The following is a 24,542-nucleotide window of genomic DNA, read 5'->3' as shown; positions in this document are numbered from 1 at the left end:
CTCGCATCCAAACCGAAGCTGCTATAGGCACGCCGCGTAGCGACACCAGAACGCCGCCACGGAGCGCTGTGATCCACACCCCAGCCGCATCTACGTTTCGGCAGACGTATCCGGCGAGGTTGAGTCGGCTTTTCGGTCAGCTGACGAGGGAGACGAGGATGCCGCCGCCGGCTCCGACGAGGACCACGGCCCAGGCCGGCATTCTCCAGGCGGTGAGGAGCACGAAGCAGGTCAGTGCGAGTACGAATGGGCCGGTTCCGGTGATCGCGGTCGTGAAGACGGGGTCGTAGAGTGCAGCTGCCAGGATGCCTACGACGGCGGCGTTCGCGCCGCGCATGAGGGCCTGCGCCCAGGGTTGGGACCGGAAGTCGTTCCAGAAGGGCAGTACGCCGGCGATGAGAAGGAACCCGGGAAGGAATACGGCGGCAAGGGCGATCGCTGCTCCCGCGACGCCGCCCGGTCCGACGGTTGAGAGGGTGCCGAGGTACGCGGCGAAGGTGAACAGTGGTCCGGGTACGGCTTGGGCGGCGCCGTATCCGGCGAGGAACTGGTCGGATGTGATCCAGCCGGTGTCGACGAGGCCGCTTTGCAGCAGGGGGAGAACGACGTGCCCGCCGCCGAAGACGAATGCGCCGGCCCGGTAGAAGGTGTCGAAGAGGGCGAGAGATCCCGACTGTGTGGTCGCTGCGAGCACCGGTAGGCCGACGAGCAGCACGATGAAAAGGATCAGCGAGATGATCCCTGCGAGACGAGTGACCGGGAACCGAACCATGGCCGAGGCTGCGGTGGCGGAGCCGCGGCAGAGGAACAACCCTGCGAGGGCTCCGACCACGATCGCGCCGATCTGACCCGCCGACCCGGTGAGGAGGAGGGCGCTGGCTGCGGCCACCACGGCGATCGATGCCCGGGTGGCGTCAGGGGTGAGGGAGCGCGCCATTCCCCACACGGCCTGCGCGACGATGGCGACCGCGACGACCTTGAGTCCGGTGAGGATGCCAGCCCCCACGGCTCCTTCGAACAACGGGGCACCGTAGGCGAAAGCGACCATGAGCGCGGCGGATGGGAGCGTGAAGGCGAGGAACGCGGCGATCGCACCCATGGGGCCTGCTCGGAACAAGCCGAGCCCGAAGCCGACCTGGCTGGAGGCGGGGCCGGGGAGAAACTGGCTGAGGGCGACCAGATCCCCGTATTCGGTGTCGTTGAGCCATCGGCGTCGTTGGACGAGCTCGTCTCGGAAATATCCCAGGTGCGCGATCGGGCCGCCGAACGAGGTGACGCCGAGCTTGGAGAACACTCGCAGCACTTCCGCGCTCGAGCCCTGGCGTGATGGCTGCGAAACGTCAGCATTCACGGTCACGCTTCCGGGCCCTTCCCTGTGAAGATCCGCATCTGTTCTCGCGCTACGGCGAGCCCGCGACGACCTTTGTCGGTGGCGGCGTACAACTTCCTGGCGGTGCGACCATCGCGTTCGGTTCGCACGGTGAGGTATCCGTTGCGGACCATCTTGTGGAGCATGGGATAAAGGGTGCCCGCGGACAGGCGGTACCCGTGTCCGGCCAGCTCTTCGATCATCCACGCCCCGTAGATCTCCTCTTCCGATGCATGGTGCAGCACGTGCATGCTCACCAGCCCCCCGAGTAGATCGCGGTACTCATTGAGGTCGTCCGCTGACACTTCAACTGCCATGAATCCGTTATAGCGGATTACGATAGCGAGAATCGATAACGAAGATGAATGTCCGGTGAACCACAACGGGATCTCCGCGCTGAATCGATCGACGTCGCGAGAGGACATGATGAAGCCACCGCCCGAAGACGCAGACTCCTTGGACAAGAACGGCGATGACACGCGCCGGGACCGATTCATCGGAGATCGAGATCTCACGACATGGCGCTCCCGGCTCGGGCGTCAGCTTGCTCGCGTGACCCAGTGGTTGGGGCCCTACGCCACTTTGACCACCACGCTGGTCATCGGCATGGTCGCCGTCGTCGCGCTCACCGCCATCGCCGCCGAGATCTACGAAGCGGTCACAGAGTCCGACGGTGTCGCCGGGCTCGACAAGCCACTCCTCGCCGCAGCCATCAGCATCCGCACGCCATGGCTCGACACCGCCGCGACTGCCCTCACCGACGTCGCGGGAGTGATCGGAATGCCGATCATCGCCGTTCTCGCAATCATCATTCTCACGATCCGTCGACACTCATGGACCCCCGCCCTACTCATCACAGCAGCCGGAATCGGCTCTCTGCTGATGACGATCGCGGGAAAGAACCTCATCGGCAGAGCACGCCCCGATCTCACCGACGCCGTCCCGCCCTACGAGCATTCCCCCTCGTTTCCCAGCGGTCACGCTCTCAACGCCGTGGTGATCGCGGGCATCATCGCCTACCTGCTCATCCTTCGCCAACAACGCCTGACCACCAGGATCATCACGATCACCATCGCCGCGACCTTTGCCGTCGCAATCGGGGCGACCCGGGTGTACCTCGGGCACCACTGGTTCACAGACGTCCTCGCGGCCTACTTCCTCGGAGCCGGGTGGCTTGCCCTCGTCATCACCGCGCACCGCCTGTACTTGACCGCCCGCGTCAGGAAGTCGCTCCAAGCTGAACCATCAAAGAGCAGCCTGCAGGAAACGAGTAGTGAGCCAAAACCTGACGCGTGAGCGCATACACCCCGCCGTAAACGATCGATTCGGGCGTGCCGACGCACACAGCCGCCACGCTCCACGACACGCCGAGATTGAGCCCGCCGAAACCCCCTGCCGAAACCGAATCGGTCCGAAATCCGGACGGTACCGTTTTCGGCATGGCACACGAAATCGGCTACGCCCGAGTCTCCAAGCGTGAGCAGAATCCCGACGCGCAGGAGGCCGAGCTGCGCGCCGCCGGCTGCGAACGAGTGTTCGTCGACCACGGCGAATCGCGATACGGATGCCGGGACCGCCGGCATCCGGCAGCGTTCTACCGCCGTGGTATCTACCACGGTAGAATCAGGACATGAGCCTCAACATCAAGAATGAGCAGACTCACGCTCTCGTGCGCGAGCTCGCTGCGCTGACGGGGGTGAGCCAGACGAGCGCCGTCGAGGAGGCCGTCCGCCGCCGCCTCGACGAGCTGCGGAGATCCGCCGGTGTGCGCCCCGGGAAGTTCCCCCCGGAGGAGCGCGAGCGGCGCCGGAAGGCGGTCGAGCGCATCGTCGAGCAGCTTCACCGGGAGACGACCCAGGAGCAGCGGGATGCCATGGCGAACGCCGACGACTGGCTCTACGACGAGATGGGGCTGCCGAAGTGATCGTCGACTCGTCGGCGTTGATCGCGATCATCCGCAAGGAACCCGGATACGAGCAGCTCGTGGAGATCCTGCTCGCCGAAGAGGCGATCATGGCGTCCCCCGTCCTCGTTGAGGCGCGCGTCGTCGTGACGGGGTACCTCGGGCGCGAGGGGCGTCGCGCGCTCGATGGGCTGCTCGCGCGGTTCCACATCGAGATCGTCCCGTTCGACGAGGCGCAGGCGGATGCCGCCAGCGACGCGTACCGCGACTTCGGTCGCGGCAGCGGCCATACCGCACGTCTCAACCTCGGCGACACCTACAGCTTCGCGCTGGCCCACGTGCGGGACGAGCCGTTGCTCTATGCCGGCGACGGATTCACACGCACCGGCATCCGCTCGGCGCTGGAGGAGCTGGACGAGCTCGCGTAACGCTTGCGGTCAGCGCACCCCGCGCATGAGCTTCAGCACGGGCTTCGCGAACAGCAGCAGCACGACGCCGACGGCGATGGCGATGAGCCCGAGCGACGAGAAGTAGGGCACCTCGTCGTCGGGGTTGTACAGCGTCGCGAGCTGACCCGAGATCGCCGTGCCGAGCGAGACCGACAGGAAGAACAGCGCGACCATCTGGGTGTGGAACGCCTCGGGGGCGAGCTTCGTGGTGACCGAGAGCCCCACCGGCGAGAGCAGCAGCTCGGCGACGGTGAAGACGAAGAGGATGCCGACGATCGCGAGCAGCGGGGTCGAGTTCTCGCCGCCGCCGGCGAACGGCAGGAACAGCAGGAATGCGGCCCCCATCACGATCGCCGCGAGGCCGAACTTCACCGGCGTGGACGGCTGCCGGCTGCCGAGCTTCGTCCAGATCGCGGCGAAGACGCCGGACAGGACGATGATGAAGATCGGGTTGATCGAGTTGACCCACGAGACCGGCATCTCCCACCCGAACAGGTCGCGGTTCAGGCGCTTGTCGGAGTACACCGTGAGCACCGTGAACTGCTGCTGGTACAGCGACCAGAACGCGACCGAGGTGAGGAACAGCGGCAGGAAGCCCCACACCCGGCTGCGCTCGTCGGAGGTGATGCGACGGCTCGAGAGGATGACCGCGAAGTAGGCGATGGCCGCGCCGGTGACGGCGATGATGACGATGAGCGAGAGGTTGTCGGCGCGGATGACCCCGATGAGGACCAGCAGGACGAGGACGACGACCCCGGCCGCCGCGATGCCGATCATGAGCGGGTAGCGCCCCCGCGGCAGCGGGTTGGGCACGTGGCGCGCCTCGTCGGGCAGCGCCTTGCGGCCGAACGAGTACTGCAGGAGGCCGAGCGCCATCCCGACCGCGGCGAGGCCGAAGCCCCAGTGGAAGCCGAGGGTCGACTGCAGCAGCCCGGTCAGCAGCGGGCCCGCGAACGCGCCGAGGTTGATGCCGAGGTAGAAGAGCGAGAACCCGGCATCCCGCCGCGTGTCGTCCGGCGCGTACAGCGTGCCGACGACGCTCGTCGCGGTCGCCTTGAGGCCGCCGGAGCCGATCGCGACGAGCACGAGGCCGACACCGACCCCGAGGAATCCCGGCAGCAGTGCGAGCGCGATGTGGCCGGCCATGATGACGATCGCGCTGAGGAACAGCACGCGTTCCGCGCCGAGGATGCGGTCGGCGATCCACGCACCGAGGATCGTCGACAGGTACACGGCGCCGCCGTAGGCCCCCACGATGCCGGCGGCGACGCTCTGCTCGATCCCCAGCCCGCCCTGCGTGGCGGAGTAGTACAGGTAGATGAGCAGGATGCCCTGCATGCCGTAGAAGCTGAACCGCTCCCACATCTCCACCCCGAAGACGTGCGCGAGCCCCCACGGCTGGCCGACGAAGCGGGTGTCGCGGTCGCCCTGCGCGGGGCCGGCGGGCGTGCGGGCCGCGGGGCTGCGGGAACTCATGCTCCGACGTTACTGGTCGCGGGGGTCGCGGCGGCAGTGCCCTGCCCGGCCCCGCCGGCCCGGCCCCGCCGGACAGATCCTGCCGGACAGGCCTCGCCGGGGCGAGGCCGTCCGGCTCCGCCGGTCGCTCAGGCGCGGCGCGCGCCCTCGCCGAGCGACTCCAGCTTCGCCCACGCGATGTCGGGGTGGATGCGCCCGCCCAGGCCGCAGTCGGTCGAGGCGATGACGCGGTCGGCACCCACGATGTCGGTGAACCGGCGGATGCGCTGCGCGACGAGTTCGGGGTGCTCGACGACGTTCGTCGCGTGGCTGACGACGCCCGGCACGAGGACCAGATCGTCCGGCACCGCGGCATCCGCCCACGCGGCGAACTCGTGCTCGTGGCGGACGTTGCCCGCCTCGAACGAGATCGACCCGACGTTCGCCTGCAGCACGACGGGCAGGATGTCCTTCAGCTCGACGTCGGTCGTGTGCGGACCGTGCCACGAGCCCCAGCACAGGTGCAGGCGCACCTGCTCCTTGGGGAGCCCCGCGATCGCGTGGTTGATCGCGTCGATGCGGATCTTCGTGAACGCCTGGTAGTCGGCGATCGCGGGCTCCGGGCTGATCTGGTCGAAGTTCTCCGCGAGCGACGGGTCGTCGAGCTGCAGGATGAGGCCCGCGTCGACGATCGCGCGGTACTCCTCGCGGAGGGCGTCGGCCCACGCGAAGATGTGCTCCTCATCGGTCGCGTAGAACTCGTTGCGCACGCGCGCGGCCGATCCGGGAGCGATCGCGGTGAGGAAGCCCTGCTCGCCGGGACGCAGGGCGGCGGTCAGGTGGCGGATGTCGGAGGCCACGGCATCCTGACCCCGGTACGAGAGCGGTCCGGTCGTCGTCGGGAAGGCGGTGGCGCCCCGGCCGGTCTCGACGGCCTCGGCGTAGACGGCGGGGAACAGCTGCCGGTCGCGGCGGTCGAGGAAGCTCGTGAGGCGGATGTTCCCCGGCTCGGAGCGGACGGGCGGCTCGTTGAACGCGTTGACGTCGGTCAGCGACAGGCCGCTCACGCGCTGGAACGAGTACGACCACCACGCGCCGTAGTCGACCGCGCCGGTCATGGCCTTGCCGAACTCCCCGTCGCCGACGAGCGTGATGCCCGTCGCGCGCTGGCGCTCGACGACGTCGGCGACGGCCTGCGCCGTCAGCGTCTCGAACTCGGGCGTCGACTGCAGCGTGAAGCCGTCGTCGGCGAAGGTGCGGGCGGCGTTGGCATCGAGCAGCGCGGCGGTGCGGGGCAGGCTTCCGGCGGTCGTGGTGGCAACGGACATGGGTCTCCTCCTGAGGGACGGTGCCCGGCGTGCGGGCGAGTGTCAGAAGGCTCTTGCAGCGGCGTCGGGCGCAGGCTGCTCAAGGCGGAGGCTTCCGGTTTTCGAGCCGTGCCCAGGATACGGCTGCCGGTCGGGGTCGTGCGGACGTGTGACGCCGGGTGACGCCGATGCCGCCGGATGCTGCCGCCGTGGCGCCGGCGCGGCTCAGTGCTCGTCCGGCAGGGCCGGGTGCGACTCGGCGGCCGGGCGCTGCGGGATGAACGCCGCGACGATGAGCGCGACGACGGCGGCGGCCAGTCCCAGGGCGAAGGAGAGCTGGAACGCGGATGCTGTGGGCACCTGCATCCCGTCCTGCACGGTCGACAGGCTCGCAAGCACGGCGCCGACGACGGCGGCGGCGATGCTCGTGCCGAGCGAGCGGAACAGGGCGTTCAGCCCGTTCGAGGCGCCGGTCTCGCTCTGCGGCACCGAGCGCATGATGAGCATCGGCATGGCGGCGTAGCCGAAGCCGATGCCGACGCCGATCAGCAGGTTCGCGACGAGGATGTGCCACACCTCGCTCGCCAGCAGCAGGCTGAACGCGTACGCCGCGACGAGCGCCGTCGCGCCGAAGACGAGGAGGCGCCGCGGCCCCACGGTGCGCGCCATGCGGCCGGAGAACGGCGAGAGCACCATCATGACAAGGCCGGACGGCATGATGATGAGGCTCGCGGCCAGCAGCGTCAGGCCGAACCCGGCGGGCGGAGGCAGCTCGAGCAGCTGCGGGTACGACACGTTGGAGGAGAACAGCGAGAACCCCATCGCGACCGACGCGAGGTTCGTGAGGAGCACCGGGCGGCGCGCCGCGACCCGGAGATCGAGCAGCGGTTCGGCGATGCGCAGCTCGTACCGGCCCCACACGATCAGCACGGCGATGCCGCCGAGACCGCAGCCGAGGGTCGCGGGCGACGCCCAGCCCCACTGGTGGCCGCGGGAGATCGCGAGCAGGATGCCGAGGAGACCGACCGCCAGTCCCGCCGCGCCGACGTAGTCGAAGCGGCCCGCCGTGCGCAGCACGCTCACCGGCACGATCCACAGCACGAGGGCGAAGACGACGGCGCCGAGGCCGGCGGCCATCCAGAACAGGCCGTGCCAGTCGGCGTGTTCGGTCACGAGCGCGCTGATCGGGAGCCCGAGCGCACCGCCGACGCCGAGCGTCGCGCTGATGAGGGCGATCGCGGCATCCACTCGGTCTTCGTGCAGGACGTCCCGCAGGATCGAGATGCCGAGCGGGACGACGCCCGTCACGGCGCCCTGCAGCGCGCGGCCGACGACGAGGCCCGGCAGGCCCGTCGACAGCGCCGCGATGGCGGAGCCGACGACGAGGGTGGCGAGGAGGGCCAGCACGATGCGGCGCTTGCCGTACATGTCGCCGAGGCGCCCCGCGATCGGCGTGATGACGGCCGCGGCCAGGAGGGTCGCCGTGACGACCCAGGCGGTGTCCTCACGGTCGGCGTGCAGCAGCTCGGGCAGCTTCGCCTGGATCGGCACGACGAGCGTGAACATGAACGACGAGCACAGGCCCGCGATCGCGAGCACGGCGACGATCGCGCCCTGCGGGGGCATCCGGGTGAGGCGTCTGCGTGCGTCGTCACCGGTGGAGCCCATCGGTTCAGGTTATCGGTGCCACGGGACGTCGGCGCCGCCGGGCGTAAGGTGCTGGCATGGACGACGCGCCCGATGCTCCCGAGGTCACGATCCGCGCACTGGAGACGGTCGAGGAGGTCTTCGCGGCGTCCGCGGTGCTGAGCGAGGTGTGGGGTGGGGATCGCACCGGCATGCCGCCGAACCTGCTGCGCGCGCTGGCGCACTCCGGCAACTACGCGGTCGGGCTGTACGACGGGGAGCGGATGGTCGGGGCATCCGTCGCGTTCTTCGCGGCGCCCGCCCAGCGCTCGATGCACAGCCACATCACGGGCGTGCTGGCGGGGTATCGGTCGCTCGGGCTCGGCCGGCTGCTGAAGCAGCACCAGCGCGACTGGGCCTTCGCCCACGGTGTCGGTCACATCACGTGGACCTTCGACCCGCTCGTCGCGCGCAACGCCCACTTCAACCTGCGGGTGCTCGGCGCGCGCATCACCGAGTACCTCGTCGACCACTACGGCGCGATGGACGACGGCGTGAACCGCGGCGACGAGTCCGACCGGCTGATGGTCTCGTGGGCGCTGGCCGCCCCGGCATCCGCTCCACGCGAGGAGGACGTCGTGACCTCGGTGCGCGTGCCGCACGACATCGAGGCGGTGCGCCGCGACGACCCGGCCGAGGCGCTGGAGTGGCGCTACCGCGTGCGCGACGCCTTCGGCGGATTGCTGCAGGACGGGTTCGTCGTCATCGGCTTCGACGACGAGCGCGGGTACCTGTTCGGGCGCGGCTGACACGGCAGCGCCCTACGCTGAGCGGGTGACAGACTACCGCGCGCACTTCGACTTCGACATCAGCTTCGCCAACGGGGGAGAGCTCTCCGGCACCGGATTCCGACTCGACTGCCCTCGGCCGAGGTGTCCGAGGCCGAGATCGGCCGGCTGCTCGTGCAGCACCTGGGCCTCGCGCTCGTCGCCGACGTCGAGCTGCGGGGGCTGCGCATCGTCGCCGAACCGCACCGCGGCAGCCGCGGAGTCGACGTCGGTGCTGCCGGGCACGCGGATGCTGCGGCATCCCGCGTCGTCGACCTCAGCCACCGGATCCGGGCCGGGCTCCTCACCTACCCGGGCCTGCCGGCGCCCGTCATCACGCCGCACCTCACGCGCGAGGACTCCCGCGCGACCTACGCGCCGGGCACCGAGTTCGCGATGGACATCATCACGATGATCGGCAACACCGGCACCTACCTCGACTCGCCGTTCCACCGCTATGCCGACGGGCCCGACCTCGCCGGGCTCGACCTCGCGACGCTCGTGGGTCTGCGCGCCGAGGTCTTCCACCTGGCGGACGCCTGGACCGCCGAGCGCCGCGGTATCCGGCCCGAGACGCTCGCCGACCGCGACGTCCGGGGTGCCGCCGTGCTGCTGCACACCGGATGGGATCGCCACTTCGGCACGCCCGCGTACGGGCGCGGTGCGCCGTTCCTCACCGGGGAGGGCGCCGAGTGGCTCATCGATGCCGGCGCGGTGCTCGTCGGGATCGACGCGGTCAACATCGACGACACCGCGGCGGATGCCGGGGGCGAGCGCCCCGCGCACACCCTGCTTCTCGGGGCGGGGGTGCACGTCGTGGAGCACCTGACGAACCTCGGCGCGCTGCCGCCGACGGGCGCGCGCTTCACCGCCGCGCCGCCGGCGATCGAGGGCTTCGGCACCTTCCCGGTGCGCGCCTTCGCGGAGCTGCCGTGAGCGCGGCGGACGGCGGGCCGTCGCCCGACGCGATCCCGCATCGGCGGGAGGACGGGGAACTCGTGGGGTGGATCCTCCCGGACGGGGACGACTGGCGTGCGATCGATGTGCTCGGGCGCGTCGTCGCGGCATCCGTCGACTGGCTCGCCGCCGAGGCGGCGCTCGAGGAGCGCGGGCTCGCCTTCCTCGCCGACCCGTGGATGCTGGAGCGTCCCGGCGCCGAGCCGTTCCGCGTGCGCCTGGTCGAGGTCACGCCGGCGCGCATCGTCGTGAAAGCCGACGACTTCGGCGACGTGAGCCATGCGACCGAGCGGTTCGTGCTGCCGTGGCCGATCCCCGCGCAGCTGCGCCCGCCGCGCCCCGGCGACCCTGACGGATTCACCCTCTTCCGCTGAAGGTTCCTCACCTTGTGCGTAATTGAATTGCGTGCAATGCTTTTGAGCATGACCTCGACGCTGGACGACTTCGTCTGCTTCGCGATGTACACGGCGTCGCATGCGACGACTCAGGCATATCGCGAGGTGCTGAAGCCGTGGAGCCTCACCTACCCGCAGTACCTCGCGATCGTGGTGCTGGCCACGGGTGACCGCACCGTCTCGACCCTCGGTGAGGAGCTGGGCCTCGACTCGGGCACGCTTTCGCCGCTGCTGCGACGTCTCGAGGGCCGCGGTCTCGTCTCGAAGCGCCGCGGCGATGCGGACGAGCGCGTCGTGCACGTGCGCCTCACCGAGGCGGGGCGCGCCGTCCACGCCGAGGTGACCGAGGCGGCGGGATGCCTCGTCCCGGCCTTCCTCGGCAGCGGCGGCGACCTGGCCGAACTGCTGAGACAGCTCGCCGCGATCACCGCCAACATGCGTGAATTGGCGGCGGCGCAGCGCGCCGTCGCATGACGAAAGGAATCCCCATGGACACCCTCTACACCGCCGAAGCCCTCGCCACGGGCGGCGGCCGCAACGGCCACGTCCGCACCGCGGACGGCATCCTCGACATCGACGTCCGCGTGCCGAAGGAGATGGGCGGCGCGGGCGGCGCGCCGAACCCCGAACTGCTGTTCGCCGCCGGCTACGCGGCGTGCTTCCACAGTGCGCTGCAGTCCGTCGCGCGTGCGCAGAAGGTCGAGATCCACGACTCGAGCGTCGGCTCGCGCGTCGCGATCGGCCCGAACGGCCAGGGCGGGTTCGGTCTCGCCGTCGAGCTCGAGGTGAACCTTCCGGGCATCGACCCGCAGGTCGCCCGCGGCCTCGCCGACGCCGCCCACCAGGTCTGCCCGTACTCCAATGCGACGCGCGGCAACATCGACGTGACGGTCACCGTCGTCGACGACTGACCCACCCGCGGGCGGCGGCGTACCCTGAGCCCATGCCGATCGCCCGCGCAGCCGCATCCGTCGCCCTCGAGGCGATCGAACTGCGCGTCCTGCACCTGCCGCTCGTGTCGCCGTTCACGACCTCGTTCGGCACCGAGACCGTCCGCGAGGTGATCGTCGTGCGGGCACGGACCGCCGACGGCGACGGCTGGGGCGAGATCGTCACGCAGCAGGCGCCGCTGTACTCCAGCGAGTACACGCAGGGCGCGTGGGACGTCGCACAGCGCTTTCTCGTGCCCGCATTGCTGGATGTCGGCACGCTCGCGCCGGAGCAGGTCGCCGGCATCCTGGAGCCGTTCGTCGCGCACCGCATGGTCAAAGCCGGCCTCGAGCTGGCGATCCTCGACGCCGCGCTGCGCGCGGAGGGGCGCCCCCTCGGCGAGTACCTCGGCGCGGTCGTCGACCGGGTGCCGAGCGGGGTGTCGGTCGGTATCCAGCAGGACCCTGCCGCGCTCGTCGAGGCCGTCGGCGGCTACCTCGACACCGGCTACGTGCGCATCAAGATCAAGATCAAGCCCGGCCGCGACGTCGCCGACACGGCGGCTGTCCGCGACGCGTTCGGCGCGATCCCGCTGCAGGTCGACGCGAACTCGGCGTACACGCTGGCGGATGCCGCCACCCTCGCCGAGCTCGACCGGTTCGACCTGCTGCTGATCGAGCAGCCGCTGCAGGAGGACGACATCGTCGACCACGCGACCCTCGCGGCGCGCCTGCGGACGCCGGTCTGCCTGGACGAGTCGATCGTGTCCGCGAAGGCGGCCGCCGACGCGCTCGCGCTCGGCGCGGCGTCCGTCATCAACATCAAGGCGGGCCGGGTCGGCGGCTACCTCGAGGCCGTCCGGATCCACGACCTGTGCCGCGAGGCCGGCGTCCCGGTCTGGTGCGGCGGGATGCTCGAGACGGGCATCGGCCGCGCCGCGAACGCCGCGGTGGCCGCCCTCCCCGGCTTCACCCTGCCGGGCGACGTATCGGCATCCGACCGGTTCTATGCGCGCGACATCGTGACCGAGCCGATCCGGCTGGAGGATGGGCACGTGCGGGTGCCGACCGGTCACGGCCTCGGCGTCGAGATCGACCCGGTCGCCCTCGAGGACGCGACCGTCGCGCGGGCGGAACTGCGGCGGTGACCCCGTGCGGCTGTGGCCAACTCCTTCGATCCATCACTCGAGGCCGCCGCGGCGCCGGGTTTCGCCTGACGACGCACCGGTTCGAAGGAGTTGTGTACGGGCGCTCGCGCTGATCCTGTGCGTGACGGCGCCGTTGGCCGGGTGCGGCGCCGGGGGCACGTCGGCGACCGAGGCGGCGACCGCCCTCCCCGCCGGCGTGACGGTCGCCGTCACGCAGCTGCGCTCCGACGTCGCCGACCGGCAGGTCGAGGTGCAGGTGCACAACGGCTCCGATGAGGCGATCGAGATCGGAGCGGTGAGCCTCGACGATCCGCGGTTCGCGGCGCCCGCGACGCGGGTCGTCGACCGGACCTCCACCCTCGCCCCCGGGCGCACCGTGAACGTGCGCGTGCAGCTGGCCGATGTCGTGTGCGACGGGACCGCGACCCCCGGCGCGACCGTCACCTTCGCCTACACCCAGGGTGATCGGGCGGGAACGGCGTCCGCGGCCGCCGGTGAGGTCTTCCCGTTCCTCGATGCGCTGCACCGGCGCGAATGCGTCGCCGCGCGCACCGCGGCGGCGGCCGATGTCACATGGAGCGCGTTCACGCCGTCGGATGCCGGGGCGCCGGCCTCCCTCGAACTGTCGATCGTGCCGCGGTCCGGTGCGGCAGCGGCCGTCCTGCTCGCGGACGTGCGCGAGACCAATCTGCTGACCTTCGACGGGGTGGCGGGCGGCATCCTGCCGCTGGATGTGACGGTCGGCGGCGACGATCAGACCGCCCGCACGATCGCGCTGCCGCTGCGACCCTCGCGCTGCGACCCGCACGCCGTCCAGGAGGACAAGCGCGGCACCGTATTCACCCTGGACGTGGTGGTCGGCGGCGAACCCGGCCAGTTCACGCTCGCCGCCGACGCCGCGATGCGCGGCCGGATCCTCGCGTGGCTCGCCGACTGGTGCGGTTACGGCTGAGGCTCGCTCTGGGGCTCCGCTAGAGGCGCACCGGCCTGCCCGGCCTGTTCCTGCGCGGTCTGCGCGGCTTCCTGCCGTGCGGCGGCGCGCGTCCCGGCGGCGGTGGCCTCGGAATCCTGCGCATCCCCTCGGCCATGCCGCGCCCGGTCGCCTGCCCCTGGATCACCTGTCGCAGGTCGATGCCCGTCGCCGCTTCGATCGCGTCGAAGCTCGCGCGCATGCTCGACGCCGACTCCGCGGCGATGTGCGACGAGGCGCCCTGGCCGCCCAGCACCGTGATCGAGCCGACCTTGTCGAACCCGCGGGCGAACTCGGTCATCATCGGCACGAGCGCCTCGAGGGCCCGCTGCGCGAGCAGGGCTTCCTGGTTCTTCGACAGCGCCTCGGCCTCCGCCTCGATCGCGGCGGCGCGCGCCTCGCCGACGAGGCGCACCGCGTCGGCCTCGGCCTGGGCGCGCAGGCGGGTGGCCTCGGCCTCCTGCGCGGCGATCTGGGCACGGGCCTCGGCGGCCTTGACCTCGCCGTACGCCGCGGCGTCGGCCGCGCGCTGACGCTCGTACAGCGACGCGTCGGCGACCTTCTTGATGTCGGCATCCAGCTGCGCCTGCTTGTTCTCGGCGCCCTGCAGGAGCACCGCCTGCTCACGCTCCGCGCGGGCGAGCGCCTCGGCCTGCTCGGCCTCGGCGCGGGCACGGCCGACCTCGGCGGCGGCCGCCGCGGAGTTCTTGTCGAACGCGGTCTGCTCGATGAGGTTCTGCTCGTCGGTCGCGATCTGGCGCGCCCGCACCTCGCGCGCCGCGTTGATGCGGGCGACATCGGCCTCGCGCCGCACGCGCTCGACCTCGGTGGCGCCGAGGGCGTCGATGTAGCCGTTCTTGTCGGTGATGCCCTGGATCTGGAACGAGTCGAGGATGAGCCCCTGCGCGAGCAGGTCGCTCTTGATGCCCTCCGCGATCTGGTCGCTGAGCTTCTGCCGGTCCTTCATGAGCTGCTCGACGGTCAGCGTCGCGACGACACCGCGCAACGCGCCCTCGAGCTGCTCGGTCGTGAACTGCTCGATCGCGCCGTCCTGGCTGAGGAAGCGCTCCGCGGCTCGGCGGACGAACTCGGGGTCGGAGCCGATCTTCACGAGCGCGACGCCCGACACATTCACGGTGACGCCGTTGGAGGCCTGGGCCGTCGGCTCCATCTTGATCTGCCGCGCGCGCAGTGAGATCATCTCGGCGCGCTGGGTCAGCGGGTTCACGAGCGCACCGCCGCCGGTGATCACGGAGATCCGGGATGATGCGCCGTCGGCGCCCTTCTGGCTCTTTCCGACGATCACGAGCGCCTGGTCGGCCTTGGCGACCTTGTACCAGGCGCGCACCATGATCAGGATGAAGATGAGCAGGATGATGGCGGCGATCACGGCGATCACGCCCACCACCAATGCTCCTCCGGCAGCGAAGATGTCCATGCGTCTCCTTTGTCTGGGCTGTGACGACGGTCGTCTTCGACCGTATCGGTTCGGGATGCCGCGGCGCCTCCGTCGTGCGGGGGATCACGCCCCGGCGCCCCAGCGCCCTGCGCCCCGGCGTCGGATGCCCCAGCGCCCCGGCGCCCCAGTGCCCCAGTGCCCCGCGCCACGGTTTCCGGCGGACGACACCCGGTGACATCTCCGGTTAACCCTCTGTGCGCGGCCGGGTCCCGGGCCCTAGGCTGACCCCATGACTATCCCGCCGAACCAGCCGCCGTCCCCGCCATCCGGCGGAGTTCCGCCGCAGCCGCCCTACGGCGGCGGTGCCCAGCCGTCGCAGCCGCTGAACCCCGCCGATGAGAAGCTGTGGGCCACCCTCATCCACGTCGGCGGCATCTTCTTCAACTTCATCCCCGCCCTCATCGGCTACCTCGTGCTGAAGGACCGCGGCCCGTTCGTGCGCGCCCACAGCGCGACGGCGCTGAACTTCCAGTTGACGCTGCTGATCGCCGAAGTGGTCGGCTGGCTCACCAGTTGGCTGATCATCGGACTGTTCATCGTCGCTGCCGCCTACGTGCTGCGCATCGTCTTCTCGATCATCGCGGCGCTCAAGGCGAACAAGGGCGAGTGGTACACCTACCCGCTGTCCATCAAGTTCGTCAGCTGACCGTCCGGAGCGTCCGGCCCGCGACGCCGACCGTCACCCGCTGACCCCACGTCAGTGTGAGGCGGTCGGCCTCGACGCCGTCGCCGAACGCCACGAGCGCATCCGACTCGACGCGCAGCGCCAGAGCGCCGCGATCGAGTCGGCCCGCCACGACGTCGGCGCCCGTGCTCGGGGAGGGCCAGGGCTCGCGGACGAACCAGGCCAGGGCGCGCTCGGTCGGGGCCGGCAGTGGGAGCGTCGGAGCCTGGATGCGGGCGATCGACCGGCACCAGCCCGTGGCGCCGGTGCCCGTCGAGACGATCACGCCTGACGACGACTGGCGCTCGTCGGCGCCATCGACCTCGATCGTGTAGCGGGCGGACTGGTGGCCCGGTTGCCCGATCATCACCTCGTTGAGCGCAGTGAGCGACTGGCCGTCATCGGTGCGCACCTCGACCATCGTGCGCTCGCACATCGGCGCGTCGCCCGCGTGCGCCGGCTCGGCGAGCGCGGCACCGGCGGCGGGCGCGAACGGCACCAGGATGCCGGCGTTCACGCCGGGCAGCGGATCGATGCCGATCACGGGCTGCGCGCCGAGGTACTTCGCGGCGTTGGCGACGAGGCCGTCCTGACCCACGACGAGGACGACGTCGTCGGGTTCGAAGACGAAGCGCGGCAGCTCGGCCCGCTCGACGCCGGCGCGCCGCCAGTCGGCGGGGAGCCCTGCCGCGACGTCGGCCAGCGCGGCGCGGGTGCGCTCGTGGTGCTCCTCGACGGCGGCCAGACTCTGCCCTCGAGCGTCGAGGAAGAAGGCAACCTGACCCCGGGTTCCGTGCCGGGCGAGCAGCTCGGTGAGCTCGCTCGCCCGGTGCACGACGACCGCGCGCGGGGCCGGCATGTCAACGCCCCTCGCGGGCGCCGAGGCGGCCGACCAGGTCGGTGAGCAGATCCGGCGTGACCGTAAGGTGCTCGATCCGGGGGAGGCTCCCGGCGAGCTCCCGCAGGGCGAGGGCGGTGAGGATGCCGACGGGCACGTCCTGCAGTGCCGCCATGCGCGCCTGCTCGGCCGCACCGGCCGCCTCGCCGAGCGCGCGCTCGGCATCCGCCCGCGCCTGCGCGTCGGTGCGGACGCGATCCGCGTCGGACTCGGCGGCGATCGTCGCCGCGACGGCGGCCTGCTCCGCTTCGATCCGCGCGTTGCGGCCCCTGGCCTGCACGAGCTCCTCCTGGCGGCGGGCGAGCTCGACCTGATTCGTGAGTTCGTTCTCGCCGATCGCCGCCTCGCGCTCGACGGCCACCGCGCGGCGCGCGAAGGTCGCCTTGTCGGCATCCTGCTGTATCGCCTCCCGCGCCGGGGTCTGCAGGGCGCGCTCGACGTCGGGCTCGGCGCGCAGCAGCGAGAAGCGCACCCCGACGATCTCGATGCCGAGATCGGTCAACCGCGTGTCGTCGGCGAGCATCGCGGTCGCGGCCCGGCCGAGCTCGGCGAGATCGGCGCGGAGCGCCTCATCCAGCGTGCGCGGCTGCAGCAGGTGCACGACCGCGGCGGTCGTCGCACCGTGCAGCGGCGCCGCGATGGCTTCGAGCGGCTGCTCGCTCCACCGGCCGGTGCGCAGGTCGATCGAGAAGTCGATGCGCCGGGCGGCGAGGTCGGGGTCGACGATCCGGTAGGTGGCCGTGGCGGGCGCCGAGAGCTGCTGCAGGTCGGCTGTGCGCAGCGTCACCACGACGGAGAGCTCGCGATCGTCGAGCGGCACTTCGCTGATCGCTGCGTCCAGCGGCCGGAACCAGAATGCCTGGCCGGCACCGTCGTGGCGCCTCACGCCGCGGCGGGTGTGGGTCACGTGCATCGTGGGCGTCGCGCTCAGGTGACGGACGAAGGGGCGGGCGGTGATGGTGGCCATGAGATCCTCTTTCCCTTGTTAGTGTCACTCTGACCATAACTCCTCGCGATGGATATCGTCAAGATGACGAAAACCTCTACACTGGCGTGATGGATCCGTTCTCCTCGGCGGTCGCCGTCGATCTCGTCGTGCTCACGATCCGCGAGCGGGCGCTGCACGTACTGCTCGTCGAGCGGGGGATCCAGCCGGACGTCGGCGCCTGGGCCCTGCCCGGCGGCTTCGTGCTGCCCGAGGAGGATCTCGAGGCCGCGGCCCATCGTGAGCTCGCCGAGGAGACGGGCGTGTCGGCCGGCATCCATCTCGAGCAGGTGCGCACGTACGGGATGCCGGGGCGCGATCCCCGCGGACGCGTCGTGACCGTCGCGTGGCTCGCGCTCGCGCCCGACCTGGCGGAGCCCGCCGCCGGATCCGACGCGCGCGCCGCGCGCTGGTGGCCGGTCTCCTCCGTCGAGCACGGCGCGCTGCCGCTCGCATTCGACCACGGCGTGATCTTCGCCGACGCCCTGGAGCGGGCGCGCGCGAAGCTCGAGTACTCGGCCCTCGCGAGCGCGTTCTGCCCGCCCGAGTTCACGGTCGCGCAGCTGCGAGCCGTGTACGAAGCCGTCTGGGGCGAGCGGCTCGATCCGCGCAACTTCCACCGCAAGATCACGGGTGCGACCGGCTTCGTCGAGCCGACGGGCGCGACCGTGCGAGACGGCGGACGACCCGCGCAGGTGTTCCGCCGCGGGCCGGTCGGGCAGCTGCATCCGCCGTTCCTGCGGCCGGGGACCTAGGGCATGCGGCTGTTCGCGAGGGTCACCCTTCCAGCGGCCGCCGCGCGACGAGCAGCACGTGCGTATCGGGCCACGGCAGCGGCCTGCCGGCCGGGTCGGTGAGCGAGGCCGCCGCCGCGAATCGGTGCTCGACGAGCCACTCGTTGCGCCACGGCCCCGATCGCTCGTCGATCTGCAGGCCGACCGACGCGATGAGGGCCTGCCAGTCCGGCCACGACAGCGCGCAGAACCGCTCGTGCATTTCCGACAGCCAGTTGCGGGTGTACGAGACGGTCTCGAGGAACTCCATCGCATCGCCCAGCGACAGCTCGATCGTTCGCTCGTCGCACACGTCATACCTCCACGGTGTGCCGCTGAGCTCCGTGAAGTCCTGCGCGAACTGCGCGACCCGGCTCGCCACCGGCAGGGCGTCGAGCGCAGCGGCGATCTCGTCGTTCGACCCCGTGAGGCGCCGCGCCGGCGTCGTCACGTCGCCCTCGTGGAACCGGAGCCGCACGCGCCGCCCGGGGTCGGCCGGGCCGCACACGTCGGAGTTGATCCACACGCCGCCGGGCATCGTCTGGTCGGCGATCGCGCGGGCGAACGCCTCGAGCGAGGGCATCCCGTCGCCGTACGAGTAGATCTCGTGCGTCAGTGCGAAGCTCAGCGTCGTCGCGATGCTGCGGTCGGGGAAGAGCGACCCGGCGAGGATGTTGCGCCGGTAGAAGAACGTGTTGGGGTTCGCGAACGCGCCCTGCGACTTCTTGTGCTCGCACTCCGCGAACAACTCCGGCGCGACCTCGACGCCGATGAGGTCCGATTCCGCGAGCGCGGGCTCGCGGGCGGCCAGCTCGAGCATCGCGCCCGTCGCGCAGCCGAGGTCGACGACGCGGCCCGGCACGATCCAGGGGCGCGCCTGCGCCCACTTCCGGTCGGCGGCGTCCTCGAACGAACGGCTGTAGGTGCGGTAGTCGCGGGTCTGGGTGAGACCGCCCTCATCGCCGATGACGGGGTCGGCGGCGATCTGCCGGGCCTGCTCGGCGAGGCCGTAGCGGTCGACGATGTCGACGCTCGCCGGATGCGCCGCCGTGCGCCACCGGTCACCGCCGGCCGTCAGGTCGTCGAGCAGCTGCCATGGCGTGTCGGGCGAGTCGGGGTGGCCGCGCTCCATCGGCGCGATGCGGTAGCCGAGCGCGCGGTACATCTCGGCGACCGCCGGCGTCGAAGTCGCGACGATCGCCGTGGCGGGTGAGGGGGAGATGCGCTCGGCCGTCGCGTACTCGATCGTCTTGAGGGTGATCTCGGCGAACCGGGGCGTCGGTGCGACATCCACCACCGGCACGACGATCGACGGCATCCGTTCGACGTGCGCGAGGATCTCGATTGCTGCCTCGCGCCGATGCCCGGGGAACGGGTTGCGCCGCGTCGCGGAGTGGTTGGCGCTCGTGACCGCCCACACGACGACCGCGTCGGCGGATGCCGCGACCCGGTCGCCCACGTCGTCGTGCTCGAAGCCCGCGAGCAGCCGCCGCAGGTAGTCGACCTGGAACCGGGTCAGCAGATGGTGCCGGCCCGGCACGATGACATGGCGGATCTCGGCGCGGGCATCGCTCACCCGTCCACGCTAGGACACCGGCCGGCCTCTGCGCCGGCGCGGAACGTCGCCCGCAGGAACGCGAGCAGCAGGCCCTCGGGGTCCTCCGCCTCGCGCACCGTCCGGTACGGCAGCAGGAACTCGCCGAGCCCCGCGTCGAAGAAGGCGCCGGGCACGCCGAGGTCGCGGTCGCGGAACCCCGGCGGCTCGGGGTACGTGTACGAGTAGAACGCCCCCTCCTCGGCGCCGCCCGGCCAGTACCCGGCGCTCGAGACCTCCGCGTCGTACGCCTCGTGCATCACCCAGTCGGGGCAGTTCGGCACGCCGCCGGGATACTGCGGCGCGGACCGCCCGCTGAAGCGCGAGGTCGCGAGGTCGAACGCGCCCCAGAAGAAGTCCTGCCATGCCGCGATCGGCAGCGCCGGCCATCTCGTCTCGCGCTCATCCATGTGCCCACCCTGCCAGCGCGACCGCCCGTCCGGCAGGGGGTGTGCCGCCGGCCGTTGCCGGCGCGACGGCTAGACTTGACGGATGCCGGGCGCGCGCCCTGTGGCCGCGGCATCCGTTCTTCATCGCTCTTCTCTCGCTCTCGCGAATCCGACCATTTGGAGCCACCTGTGGCCGAGCAGTCCCGTCTCGACAAAGTCATCGCCCTCGCCCGTCACCGCGGATTCGTGTTCCAGGCCGGTGAGATCTACGGCGGGTCGCGCTCCGCGTGGGACTACGGCCCCCTCGGCACCGAGCTGAAGGAGAACATCCGCCGGCAGTGGTGGCAGACCTTCGTGCGCGGCCGCGGTGACATGGTGGGCCTCGACTCGTCGGTCATCCTGCCCAAGCGCGTGTGGGAGGCATCGGGCCACGTCGCGACCTTCACCGACCCGCTCGTCGAGTGCCTCAGCTGCCACAAGCGCTTCCGCGCCGACAACCTGATCGACGATTTCGAGGCGCGCAAGGGCCGCCCCGCCGAGAACGGCCTCGCCGACATCCCGTGCCCGAACTGCGGCACGAAGGGGCAGTACACCGAGCCGAAGGCGTTCTCGGGTCTCGTGAAGACCTACCTCGGCGTCGTCGACGACGAGTCGGGCCTGCACTTCCTGCGCCCCGAGACGGCGCAGGGCATCTTCGTGAACTTCTCGAACGTGCTCACCGCGTCGCGCAAGAAGCCGCCGTTCGGCATCGGCCAGGTGGGCAAGGCGTTCCGCAACGAGATCACGCCGGGCAACTTCATCTTCCGCACGCGCGAGTTCGAGCAGATGGAGATCGAGTTCTTCACGCCGCCCGCCGAGGCACAGCAGTGGTTCGAGCACTGGGTGCAGGCGTGCTGGGACTGGTTCATCGACCTCGGCATCGATCCCGAGAACATGCGCCAGTTCGACGTGCCCGAGGACGAGCGTGCGCACTACTCCGCCGGCACGATCGACTTCGAGTACCGCTTCGGCTTCCCGGGCAAGGAATGGGGCGAGCTCATGGGCGTCGCCAACCGCACCGACTTCGACCTGTCCAGCCACATCGAGGCGTCCGGTCAGAAGCTGCAGTACTTCGACCAGGCGTCGGGCACGACGTACGTTCCGTACGTCATCGAGCCGTCGTTCGGCCTCACCCGGTCGATGATGGCGTTCCTCGTCGACAGCTACCGCGAGGAGGAGGTGCCGAACGCGAAGGGCGGCACCGACACCCGCACGGTGCTGCGCCTGGACCCGCGCCTCGCGCCGGTGAAGGTAGCGGTGCTGCCGCTGTCGCGCAACGAGAACCTGTCGCCGCTGGCCCGCCGCGTCGCCGACGACCTGCGCGCGCAGGGCTGGAACGTCGACTTCGACGACGCCGGCGCGATCGGCCGCCGCTACCGCCGCCAGGACGAGATCGGCACGCCCTTCTGCGTCACCGTCGACTTCGATTCGCTCGAGGACGACGCTGTGACCGTCCGCGACCGCGACACGATGGCGCAGGAGCGCATCGGCCTGGACGGCCTCGTCGCGTACCTGGCCGAGCGACTGCGCGGCGCCTGAGCCGCGGCATCCGTCGCAACGGCAAGGGATCTCGGCCGACACGCCGACCGGGCCGCGGTTCCACCGGCGTGTCGCCGACGAAGCCTTGCAGTTGGGTGAGGGTTGAGACCAGGCGGATGCCGGGGCTCAACCCTTCGCGGCGGCCTTCATCGCGCGCTTGTGCTCGCGCACCTTGGTGAGTGACTCGGGCGAGACGATGTCGGCGACCGAGCGGAACGACCCGTCCTCGCCGTAGGGGGCAGAGGCCTCGCGCCAGCCCGCGCCGGTGAAGCCGTACTGCTTGCCCAGGAGCGCCAGGAAGATCTTCGCCTTCTGCTCGCCGAACCCCGGCAGCGCCTTCAGACGCTTCAGCACGGTCGGCCCGTCGGGCTCGGTGCCGCTGGCTGCGGGGCGGGTCCACAGCGCCGCGGCATCTCCGCCCCAGTCATCGACGAGCGCCCGGCACAACGACTGCACGCGCGCGGCCATCGACCCGGGGAAGCGATGCACGGCCGGGGTCTCCTTGAACACCGCGGTCAGGGCGTCGGGGTCGAAGGACGCCAACGCCGCGGCATCCAACGAGCCGGTGCGCTGCTGGATCTTCAGCGGTCCGGCGAAGGCGGTCTCCATCGCGATCTGCTGGTCGAGCAGCATCCCGAGCAGAAGGGCGAGCGGGCTGTCGGTGAGCAGCGCGTCCTCCGCCGCGACACCGGTGATGTGCAGGGCCATGGCATCCATGCTCCCACTTCCGGCGCTCACGCTTCAGCGGTGTCGCAAAAGCAGGGCGAAACGGCCATCAGTCGGCTGCGGGCGGCCGAAAGGTGCGATTCGCCCTGCTTTTCGAACGCCGCGGCGTGGCGATCGGGCGACGGCCGGCCGACCCGCCGGGCCGACCCGCCCGGCCGACCCGCCGGGCCGACCCGCCGGCGTGACGGGGCCATGACTGCGTGGCCCGGCGGTGGGGGAGGATGAAGGGGTGTCCGACCGCGCCTCAGATCTCATCTCCCGTGCCCACGAGGCACACGTCGTCGTCGCCGGCGGCGGTGTCGCGGGGCTCGTGGCGGCGCTGGAGTGCGCGAAGGTCGGCATCCGCGTCACGGTGATCGAGGCGTCCGATCGGCTGGGCGGCAGCATCCGCACCGAGGAGATCGACGGACTCGCCGTCGATCTCGTCGCCGACGGATTCGCGCTGGGCGCGCCCGCCCTCGACACGCTGATCGACGAACTGGGGCTGCGCGACGCCGTCGAGCCGGCCGCCGGCGACGCGATCGCGGTCGCCGTCGGCTCACCGGATGCGCTGCGGGTCGCGCGCCTCCCGGTGGGACTCGCCGGCATCCCGGCGAACCCGTGGAGCGACGACGCGCGACGGATCATCGGATGGCGCGGCGCGTGGCGGGCCTACCTCGACCGCCTCCGCCCCCCGCTGACGATCGGCCGGGAGCAGAGCCTCGGCGCCCTCGTGCGGACGCGGATGGGAGTGCGCGTGCGCGACCGTCTCGTCGCGCCGCTCGCGTTCGGCCGGTTCGGTGTCGACGTCGACGACGTGGACGCCGACCTCGCCGTCCCCGGGCTCAGCACCGCCCTCACCCGCGCGGGGTCGCTCGCCGGCGCGATCTCCCAGCTCCTCCCCGACGGTCCGGCGCCTTCCCGCGCCACGTTGCGCGGCGGGATGGGACGTCTCGTCGATGCGCTCGCCGGGCGCCTGGCGGATCTCGAGGTCGAGATCCGCACGGGTGCGCGCGTCGCCGGGCTCCACCGCGACGACGGGGGGTGGACCGTTCGCATCGAGAACGCGGCCCCGGATGCCGCGGCCAGCGCCCCGGACGCCGATTCCGTCGCCCAGGCGTCAGATCCCGATGCCACCGGCGCCCCGGATGCCGCGGCCAGCGCCCCGGACGCCGATTCCCGCGCCACCCCGGCGTCAGCCCCCGGCGCGCTCAGCGCCCGAGATTCCGACGCGACACCGACCGGGCAGATCATCGCCGACGTCGTGATCATCGCGACCGACGGCGACGCCGCGGCATCCCTCCTCGCTTCCGCCGGCATCTCTGTCGCGGCGCCCGCATCGCGACAGCGCGACGTCGTCACCCTCGTCGTCGACGCTCCCGTCGCGACTGCCACCGCGACTCCCACCGCCACCGCCGTAGCCCCGACGTCCTCCGCTCCATCCAACGCATCCCCCGCCACCACGTCCGCCGCCCCCGCGACCGTGTACGCCGCCCCGGCGATCGCGTCCGCGGCATCCGGGATCCGCGCCGCTGCCGTCGAAGACGCCACGGCGTCGTGGCCGCACCTCGCCGCCGCGGCGGGACCCCGCCGCATCCTGCGCGTCCAGCTCGAGGCCCCCACCGACCCATCGCGACCGGGCCCCTTCCCGCCGAGTGCGCCCACTTCGGACGGTGCACGACGGGCGCACTCGGCGACAACGGGCGCACTCGCGAACACCACCAGCCCCAGCCCCAGCCCCAGCACCAGCCCACCCGAGCTCGTGGCGCAGGCGCGGCGCGCCGCGTCCGCGCTGCTCGGTGCCGAGGTGGGGGAGCCGCGGGCGGCGGCGCATCGGCGGGTGGTGCTCGCGCCCCCGGCATCCGTCATCGGCCACGCCGAGCGGACGGCAGCGGCGCGCGCCGCGATCGCCGGACGCGAGGGCCTCGTGGCCGTCGGCGCGTGGCTCGCCGGCGGCGGAATCGCCCCCATCGTCGCCGACACCGTCGACGAGGTCGAGAAGGTGCGCGCGCGCATTCTGTTCGGCAGCGAGTAGCAGACCGGCGCCGTCGGGGATAGCACAGCCCGTCGGCGCCGGCCAGCCCCCGACCTGACGGATGCCGGGATCGGCATATGGGGCTACCCTGGTCTCACGAAGCACCACGGGTCGAACGTGAGGAGAC

General features: G+C 71.3%; 26 protein-coding genes. 15 read left to right on the top strand and 11 right to left on the bottom strand.

The window, feature by feature from the left end:
• Positions 1-136: 136 nt before the first annotated feature.
• Positions 137-1,357, bottom strand: a complete 1,221-nt coding sequence (gene chrA, locus ACPYN4_RS07460; RefSeq protein ID WP_396656053.1) for a chromate efflux transporter — start codon at positions 1,355-1,357, stop codon at positions 137-139.
• Positions 1,354-1,686, bottom strand: coding sequence for a PadR family transcriptional regulator (locus ACPYN4_RS07455; protein WP_058630400.1), 333 nt, complete (start codon positions 1,684-1,686; stop codon positions 1,354-1,356). The genes chrA and ACPYN4_RS07455 overlap by 4 nt, the downstream gene beginning before the upstream one ends.
• 235 nt (positions 1,687-1,921) lie before the next feature.
• Between ACPYN4_RS07455 and ACPYN4_RS07450 the strand changes: the two genes are divergently transcribed.
• From ACPYN4_RS07450 to ACPYN4_RS07435, 4 genes are all read left to right on the top strand, one after another.
• Positions 1,922-2,665, top strand: coding sequence for a phosphatase PAP2 family protein (locus tag ACPYN4_RS07450; protein ID WP_348649236.1), 744 nt, complete (start codon positions 1,922-1,924; stop codon positions 2,663-2,665).
• Positions 2,666-2,808: 143 nt separating this feature from the next.
• Positions 2,809-3,003: a recombinase family protein gene (locus ACPYN4_RS07445; RefSeq protein WP_424446035.1), complete on the top strand. Its 195-nt coding sequence runs from the start codon at positions 2,809-2,811 to the stop codon at positions 3,001-3,003.
• Positions 3,000-3,293 carry a type II toxin-antitoxin system VapB family antitoxin gene (locus ACPYN4_RS07440; RefSeq protein WP_281652070.1) on the top strand — a complete coding sequence of 98 codons (294 nt, stop codon included), beginning with the start codon at positions 3,000-3,002 and terminating at the stop codon, positions 3,291-3,293. The genes ACPYN4_RS07445 and ACPYN4_RS07440 overlap by 4 nt, the downstream gene beginning before the upstream one ends.
• The gene (locus tag ACPYN4_RS07435) at positions 3,290-3,700 is read left to right on the top strand and encodes a type II toxin-antitoxin system VapC family toxin (RefSeq protein ID WP_281652069.1); all 411 of its coding nucleotides are present in this window, start codon (positions 3,290-3,292) and stop codon (positions 3,698-3,700) included. Before ACPYN4_RS07440 ends, ACPYN4_RS07435 begins: the two co-directional genes overlap by 4 nt.
• A gap of 9 nt (positions 3,701-3,709) precedes the next feature.
• Here ACPYN4_RS07435 and ACPYN4_RS07430 read toward each other — a convergent pair whose 3' ends face one another.
• From ACPYN4_RS07430 to ACPYN4_RS07420, 3 genes are all read right to left on the bottom strand, one after another.
• Positions 3,710-5,197, bottom strand: a complete 1,488-nt coding sequence (locus tag ACPYN4_RS07430) for a peptide MFS transporter (protein ID WP_281652068.1) — start codon at positions 5,195-5,197, stop codon at positions 3,710-3,712.
• A 128-nt stretch (positions 5,198-5,325) separates the two neighbouring features.
• The gene (locus ACPYN4_RS07425; RefSeq protein WP_315551996.1) at positions 5,326-6,504 is read right to left on the bottom strand and encodes a cobalamin-independent methionine synthase II family protein; all 1,179 of its coding nucleotides are present in this window, start codon (positions 6,502-6,504) and stop codon (positions 5,326-5,328) included.
• A gap of 204 nt (positions 6,505-6,708) precedes the next feature.
• Complete coding sequence (locus tag ACPYN4_RS07420; protein ID WP_239282263.1) at positions 6,709-8,109, bottom strand: MFS transporter; 1,401 nt, start codon at positions 8,107-8,109, stop codon at positions 6,709-6,711.
• Positions 8,110-8,207: 98 nt separating this feature from the next.
• Here ACPYN4_RS07420 and ACPYN4_RS07415 point away from each other — a divergent pair, with 98 nt between their 5' ends.
• The 7 genes from ACPYN4_RS07415 to ACPYN4_RS07385 all read left to right on the top strand — a co-directional run bounded on the left by ACPYN4_RS07415 (position 8,208) and on the right by ACPYN4_RS07385 (position 13,317).
• Positions 8,208-8,918, top strand: a complete 711-nt coding sequence (locus ACPYN4_RS07415) for a GNAT family N-acetyltransferase (RefSeq protein ID WP_287270882.1) — start codon at positions 8,208-8,210, stop codon at positions 8,916-8,918.
• A gap of 123 nt (positions 8,919-9,041) precedes the next feature.
• The gene (locus ACPYN4_RS07410; protein WP_239282246.1) at positions 9,042-9,872 is read left to right on the top strand and encodes a cyclase family protein; all 831 of its coding nucleotides are present in this window, start codon (positions 9,042-9,044) and stop codon (positions 9,870-9,872) included.
• Positions 9,869-10,267, top strand: a complete 399-nt coding sequence (locus ACPYN4_RS07405) for a hypothetical protein (protein WP_239282245.1) — start codon at positions 9,869-9,871, stop codon at positions 10,265-10,267. The genes ACPYN4_RS07410 and ACPYN4_RS07405 overlap by 4 nt, the downstream gene beginning before the upstream one ends.
• A 48-nt stretch (positions 10,268-10,315) precedes the next feature.
• The gene (locus ACPYN4_RS07400; RefSeq protein ID WP_239282244.1) at positions 10,316-10,762 is read left to right on the top strand and encodes a MarR family winged helix-turn-helix transcriptional regulator; all 447 of its coding nucleotides are present in this window, start codon (positions 10,316-10,318) and stop codon (positions 10,760-10,762) included.
• A 14-nt stretch (positions 10,763-10,776) separates the two neighbouring features.
• Positions 10,777-11,199 carry an organic hydroperoxide resistance protein gene (locus tag ACPYN4_RS07395; protein ID WP_076688708.1) on the top strand — a complete coding sequence of 141 codons (423 nt, stop codon included), beginning with the start codon at positions 10,777-10,779 and terminating at the stop codon, positions 11,197-11,199.
• A gap of 32 nt (positions 11,200-11,231) precedes the next feature.
• On the top strand, positions 11,232-12,365 hold the full coding sequence (gene menC, locus ACPYN4_RS07390; RefSeq protein WP_424446034.1) for an o-succinylbenzoate synthase: 1,134 nt from the start codon (positions 11,232-11,234) through the stop codon (positions 12,363-12,365).
• Positions 12,366-12,486: 121 nt separating this feature from the next.
• Positions 12,487-13,317, top strand: coding sequence for a hypothetical protein (locus ACPYN4_RS07385; protein WP_424446033.1), 831 nt, complete (start codon positions 12,487-12,489; stop codon positions 13,315-13,317).
• A 19-nt stretch (positions 13,318-13,336) separates the two neighbouring features.
• Here the strand turns inward: ACPYN4_RS07385 and ACPYN4_RS07380 are convergent, their stop codons facing one another.
• Entirely contained in the window at positions 13,337-14,773 is a 1,437-nt protein-coding gene (locus ACPYN4_RS07380) for an SPFH domain-containing protein (RefSeq protein WP_424446032.1), read from the bottom strand.
• 250 nt (positions 14,774-15,023) lie between these two features.
• On the opposite strand from ACPYN4_RS07380, the gene ACPYN4_RS07375 reads away from it, so the two are divergent.
• Positions 15,024-15,440, top strand: coding sequence for a DUF4870 domain-containing protein (locus tag ACPYN4_RS07375; RefSeq protein ID WP_343224573.1), 417 nt, complete (start codon positions 15,024-15,026; stop codon positions 15,438-15,440).
• On the opposite strand, the gene ACPYN4_RS07370 is transcribed toward ACPYN4_RS07375, so the two are convergent.
• On the bottom strand, positions 15,433-16,317 hold the full coding sequence (locus ACPYN4_RS07370) for a hypothetical protein (RefSeq protein ID WP_424446031.1): 885 nt from the start codon (positions 16,315-16,317) through the stop codon (positions 15,433-15,435). The genes ACPYN4_RS07375 and ACPYN4_RS07370 overlap by 8 nt on opposite strands.
• A 1-nt stretch (position 16,318) precedes the next feature.
• Positions 16,319-17,323, bottom strand: coding sequence for an SPFH domain-containing protein (locus tag ACPYN4_RS07365; RefSeq protein ID WP_424446030.1), 1,005 nt, complete (start codon positions 17,321-17,323; stop codon positions 16,319-16,321).
• An 89-nt stretch (positions 17,324-17,412) separates the two neighbouring features.
• Here ACPYN4_RS07365 and ACPYN4_RS07360 point away from each other — a divergent pair, with 89 nt between their 5' ends.
• Positions 17,413-18,096, top strand: coding sequence for an NUDIX hydrolase (locus ACPYN4_RS07360; RefSeq protein ID WP_424446029.1), 684 nt, complete (start codon positions 17,413-17,415; stop codon positions 18,094-18,096).
• Between the two features lie 22 nt (positions 18,097-18,118).
• On the opposite strand, the gene ACPYN4_RS07355 is transcribed toward ACPYN4_RS07360, so the two are convergent.
• Positions 18,119-19,690, bottom strand: a complete 1,572-nt coding sequence (locus ACPYN4_RS07355; RefSeq protein ID WP_424446028.1) for a class I SAM-dependent methyltransferase — start codon at positions 19,688-19,690, stop codon at positions 18,119-18,121.
• A complete protein-coding gene (locus ACPYN4_RS07350; RefSeq protein ID WP_239282414.1) occupies positions 19,687-20,118 on the bottom strand; it encodes a DUF5996 family protein in 432 nt (143 codons plus the stop codon). The genes ACPYN4_RS07355 and ACPYN4_RS07350 overlap by 4 nt, the downstream gene beginning before the upstream one ends.
• 168 nt (positions 20,119-20,286) lie before the next feature.
• Between ACPYN4_RS07350 and ACPYN4_RS07345 the strand changes: the two genes are divergently transcribed.
• The gene (locus ACPYN4_RS07345; protein ID WP_239282416.1) at positions 20,287-21,675 is read left to right on the top strand and encodes a glycine--tRNA ligase; all 1,389 of its coding nucleotides are present in this window, start codon (positions 20,287-20,289) and stop codon (positions 21,673-21,675) included.
• Between the two features lie 126 nt (positions 21,676-21,801).
• On the opposite strand, the gene ACPYN4_RS07340 is transcribed toward ACPYN4_RS07345, so the two are convergent.
• On the bottom strand, positions 21,802-22,383 hold the full coding sequence (locus tag ACPYN4_RS07340) for an HhH-GPD-type base excision DNA repair protein (RefSeq protein ID WP_424446026.1): 582 nt from the start codon (positions 22,381-22,383) through the stop codon (positions 21,802-21,804).
• A 247-nt stretch (positions 22,384-22,630) separates the two neighbouring features.
• Between ACPYN4_RS07340 and ACPYN4_RS07335 the strand changes: the two genes are divergently transcribed.
• Positions 22,631-24,415, top strand: a complete 1,785-nt coding sequence (locus ACPYN4_RS07335; RefSeq protein ID WP_424446025.1) for a protoporphyrinogen/coproporphyrinogen oxidase — start codon at positions 22,631-22,633, stop codon at positions 24,413-24,415.
• The last annotated feature ends 127 nt before the right edge of the window (positions 24,416-24,542 follow it).

This window comes from Microbacterium sp. CH-015, from assembly GCF_049707015.1.
Taxonomy (GTDB): Bacteria; Actinomycetota; Actinomycetes; order Actinomycetales; family Microbacteriaceae; genus Microbacterium; species Microbacterium aurum.
This window is presented reverse-complemented; position numbering and strand designations above follow the sequence as displayed.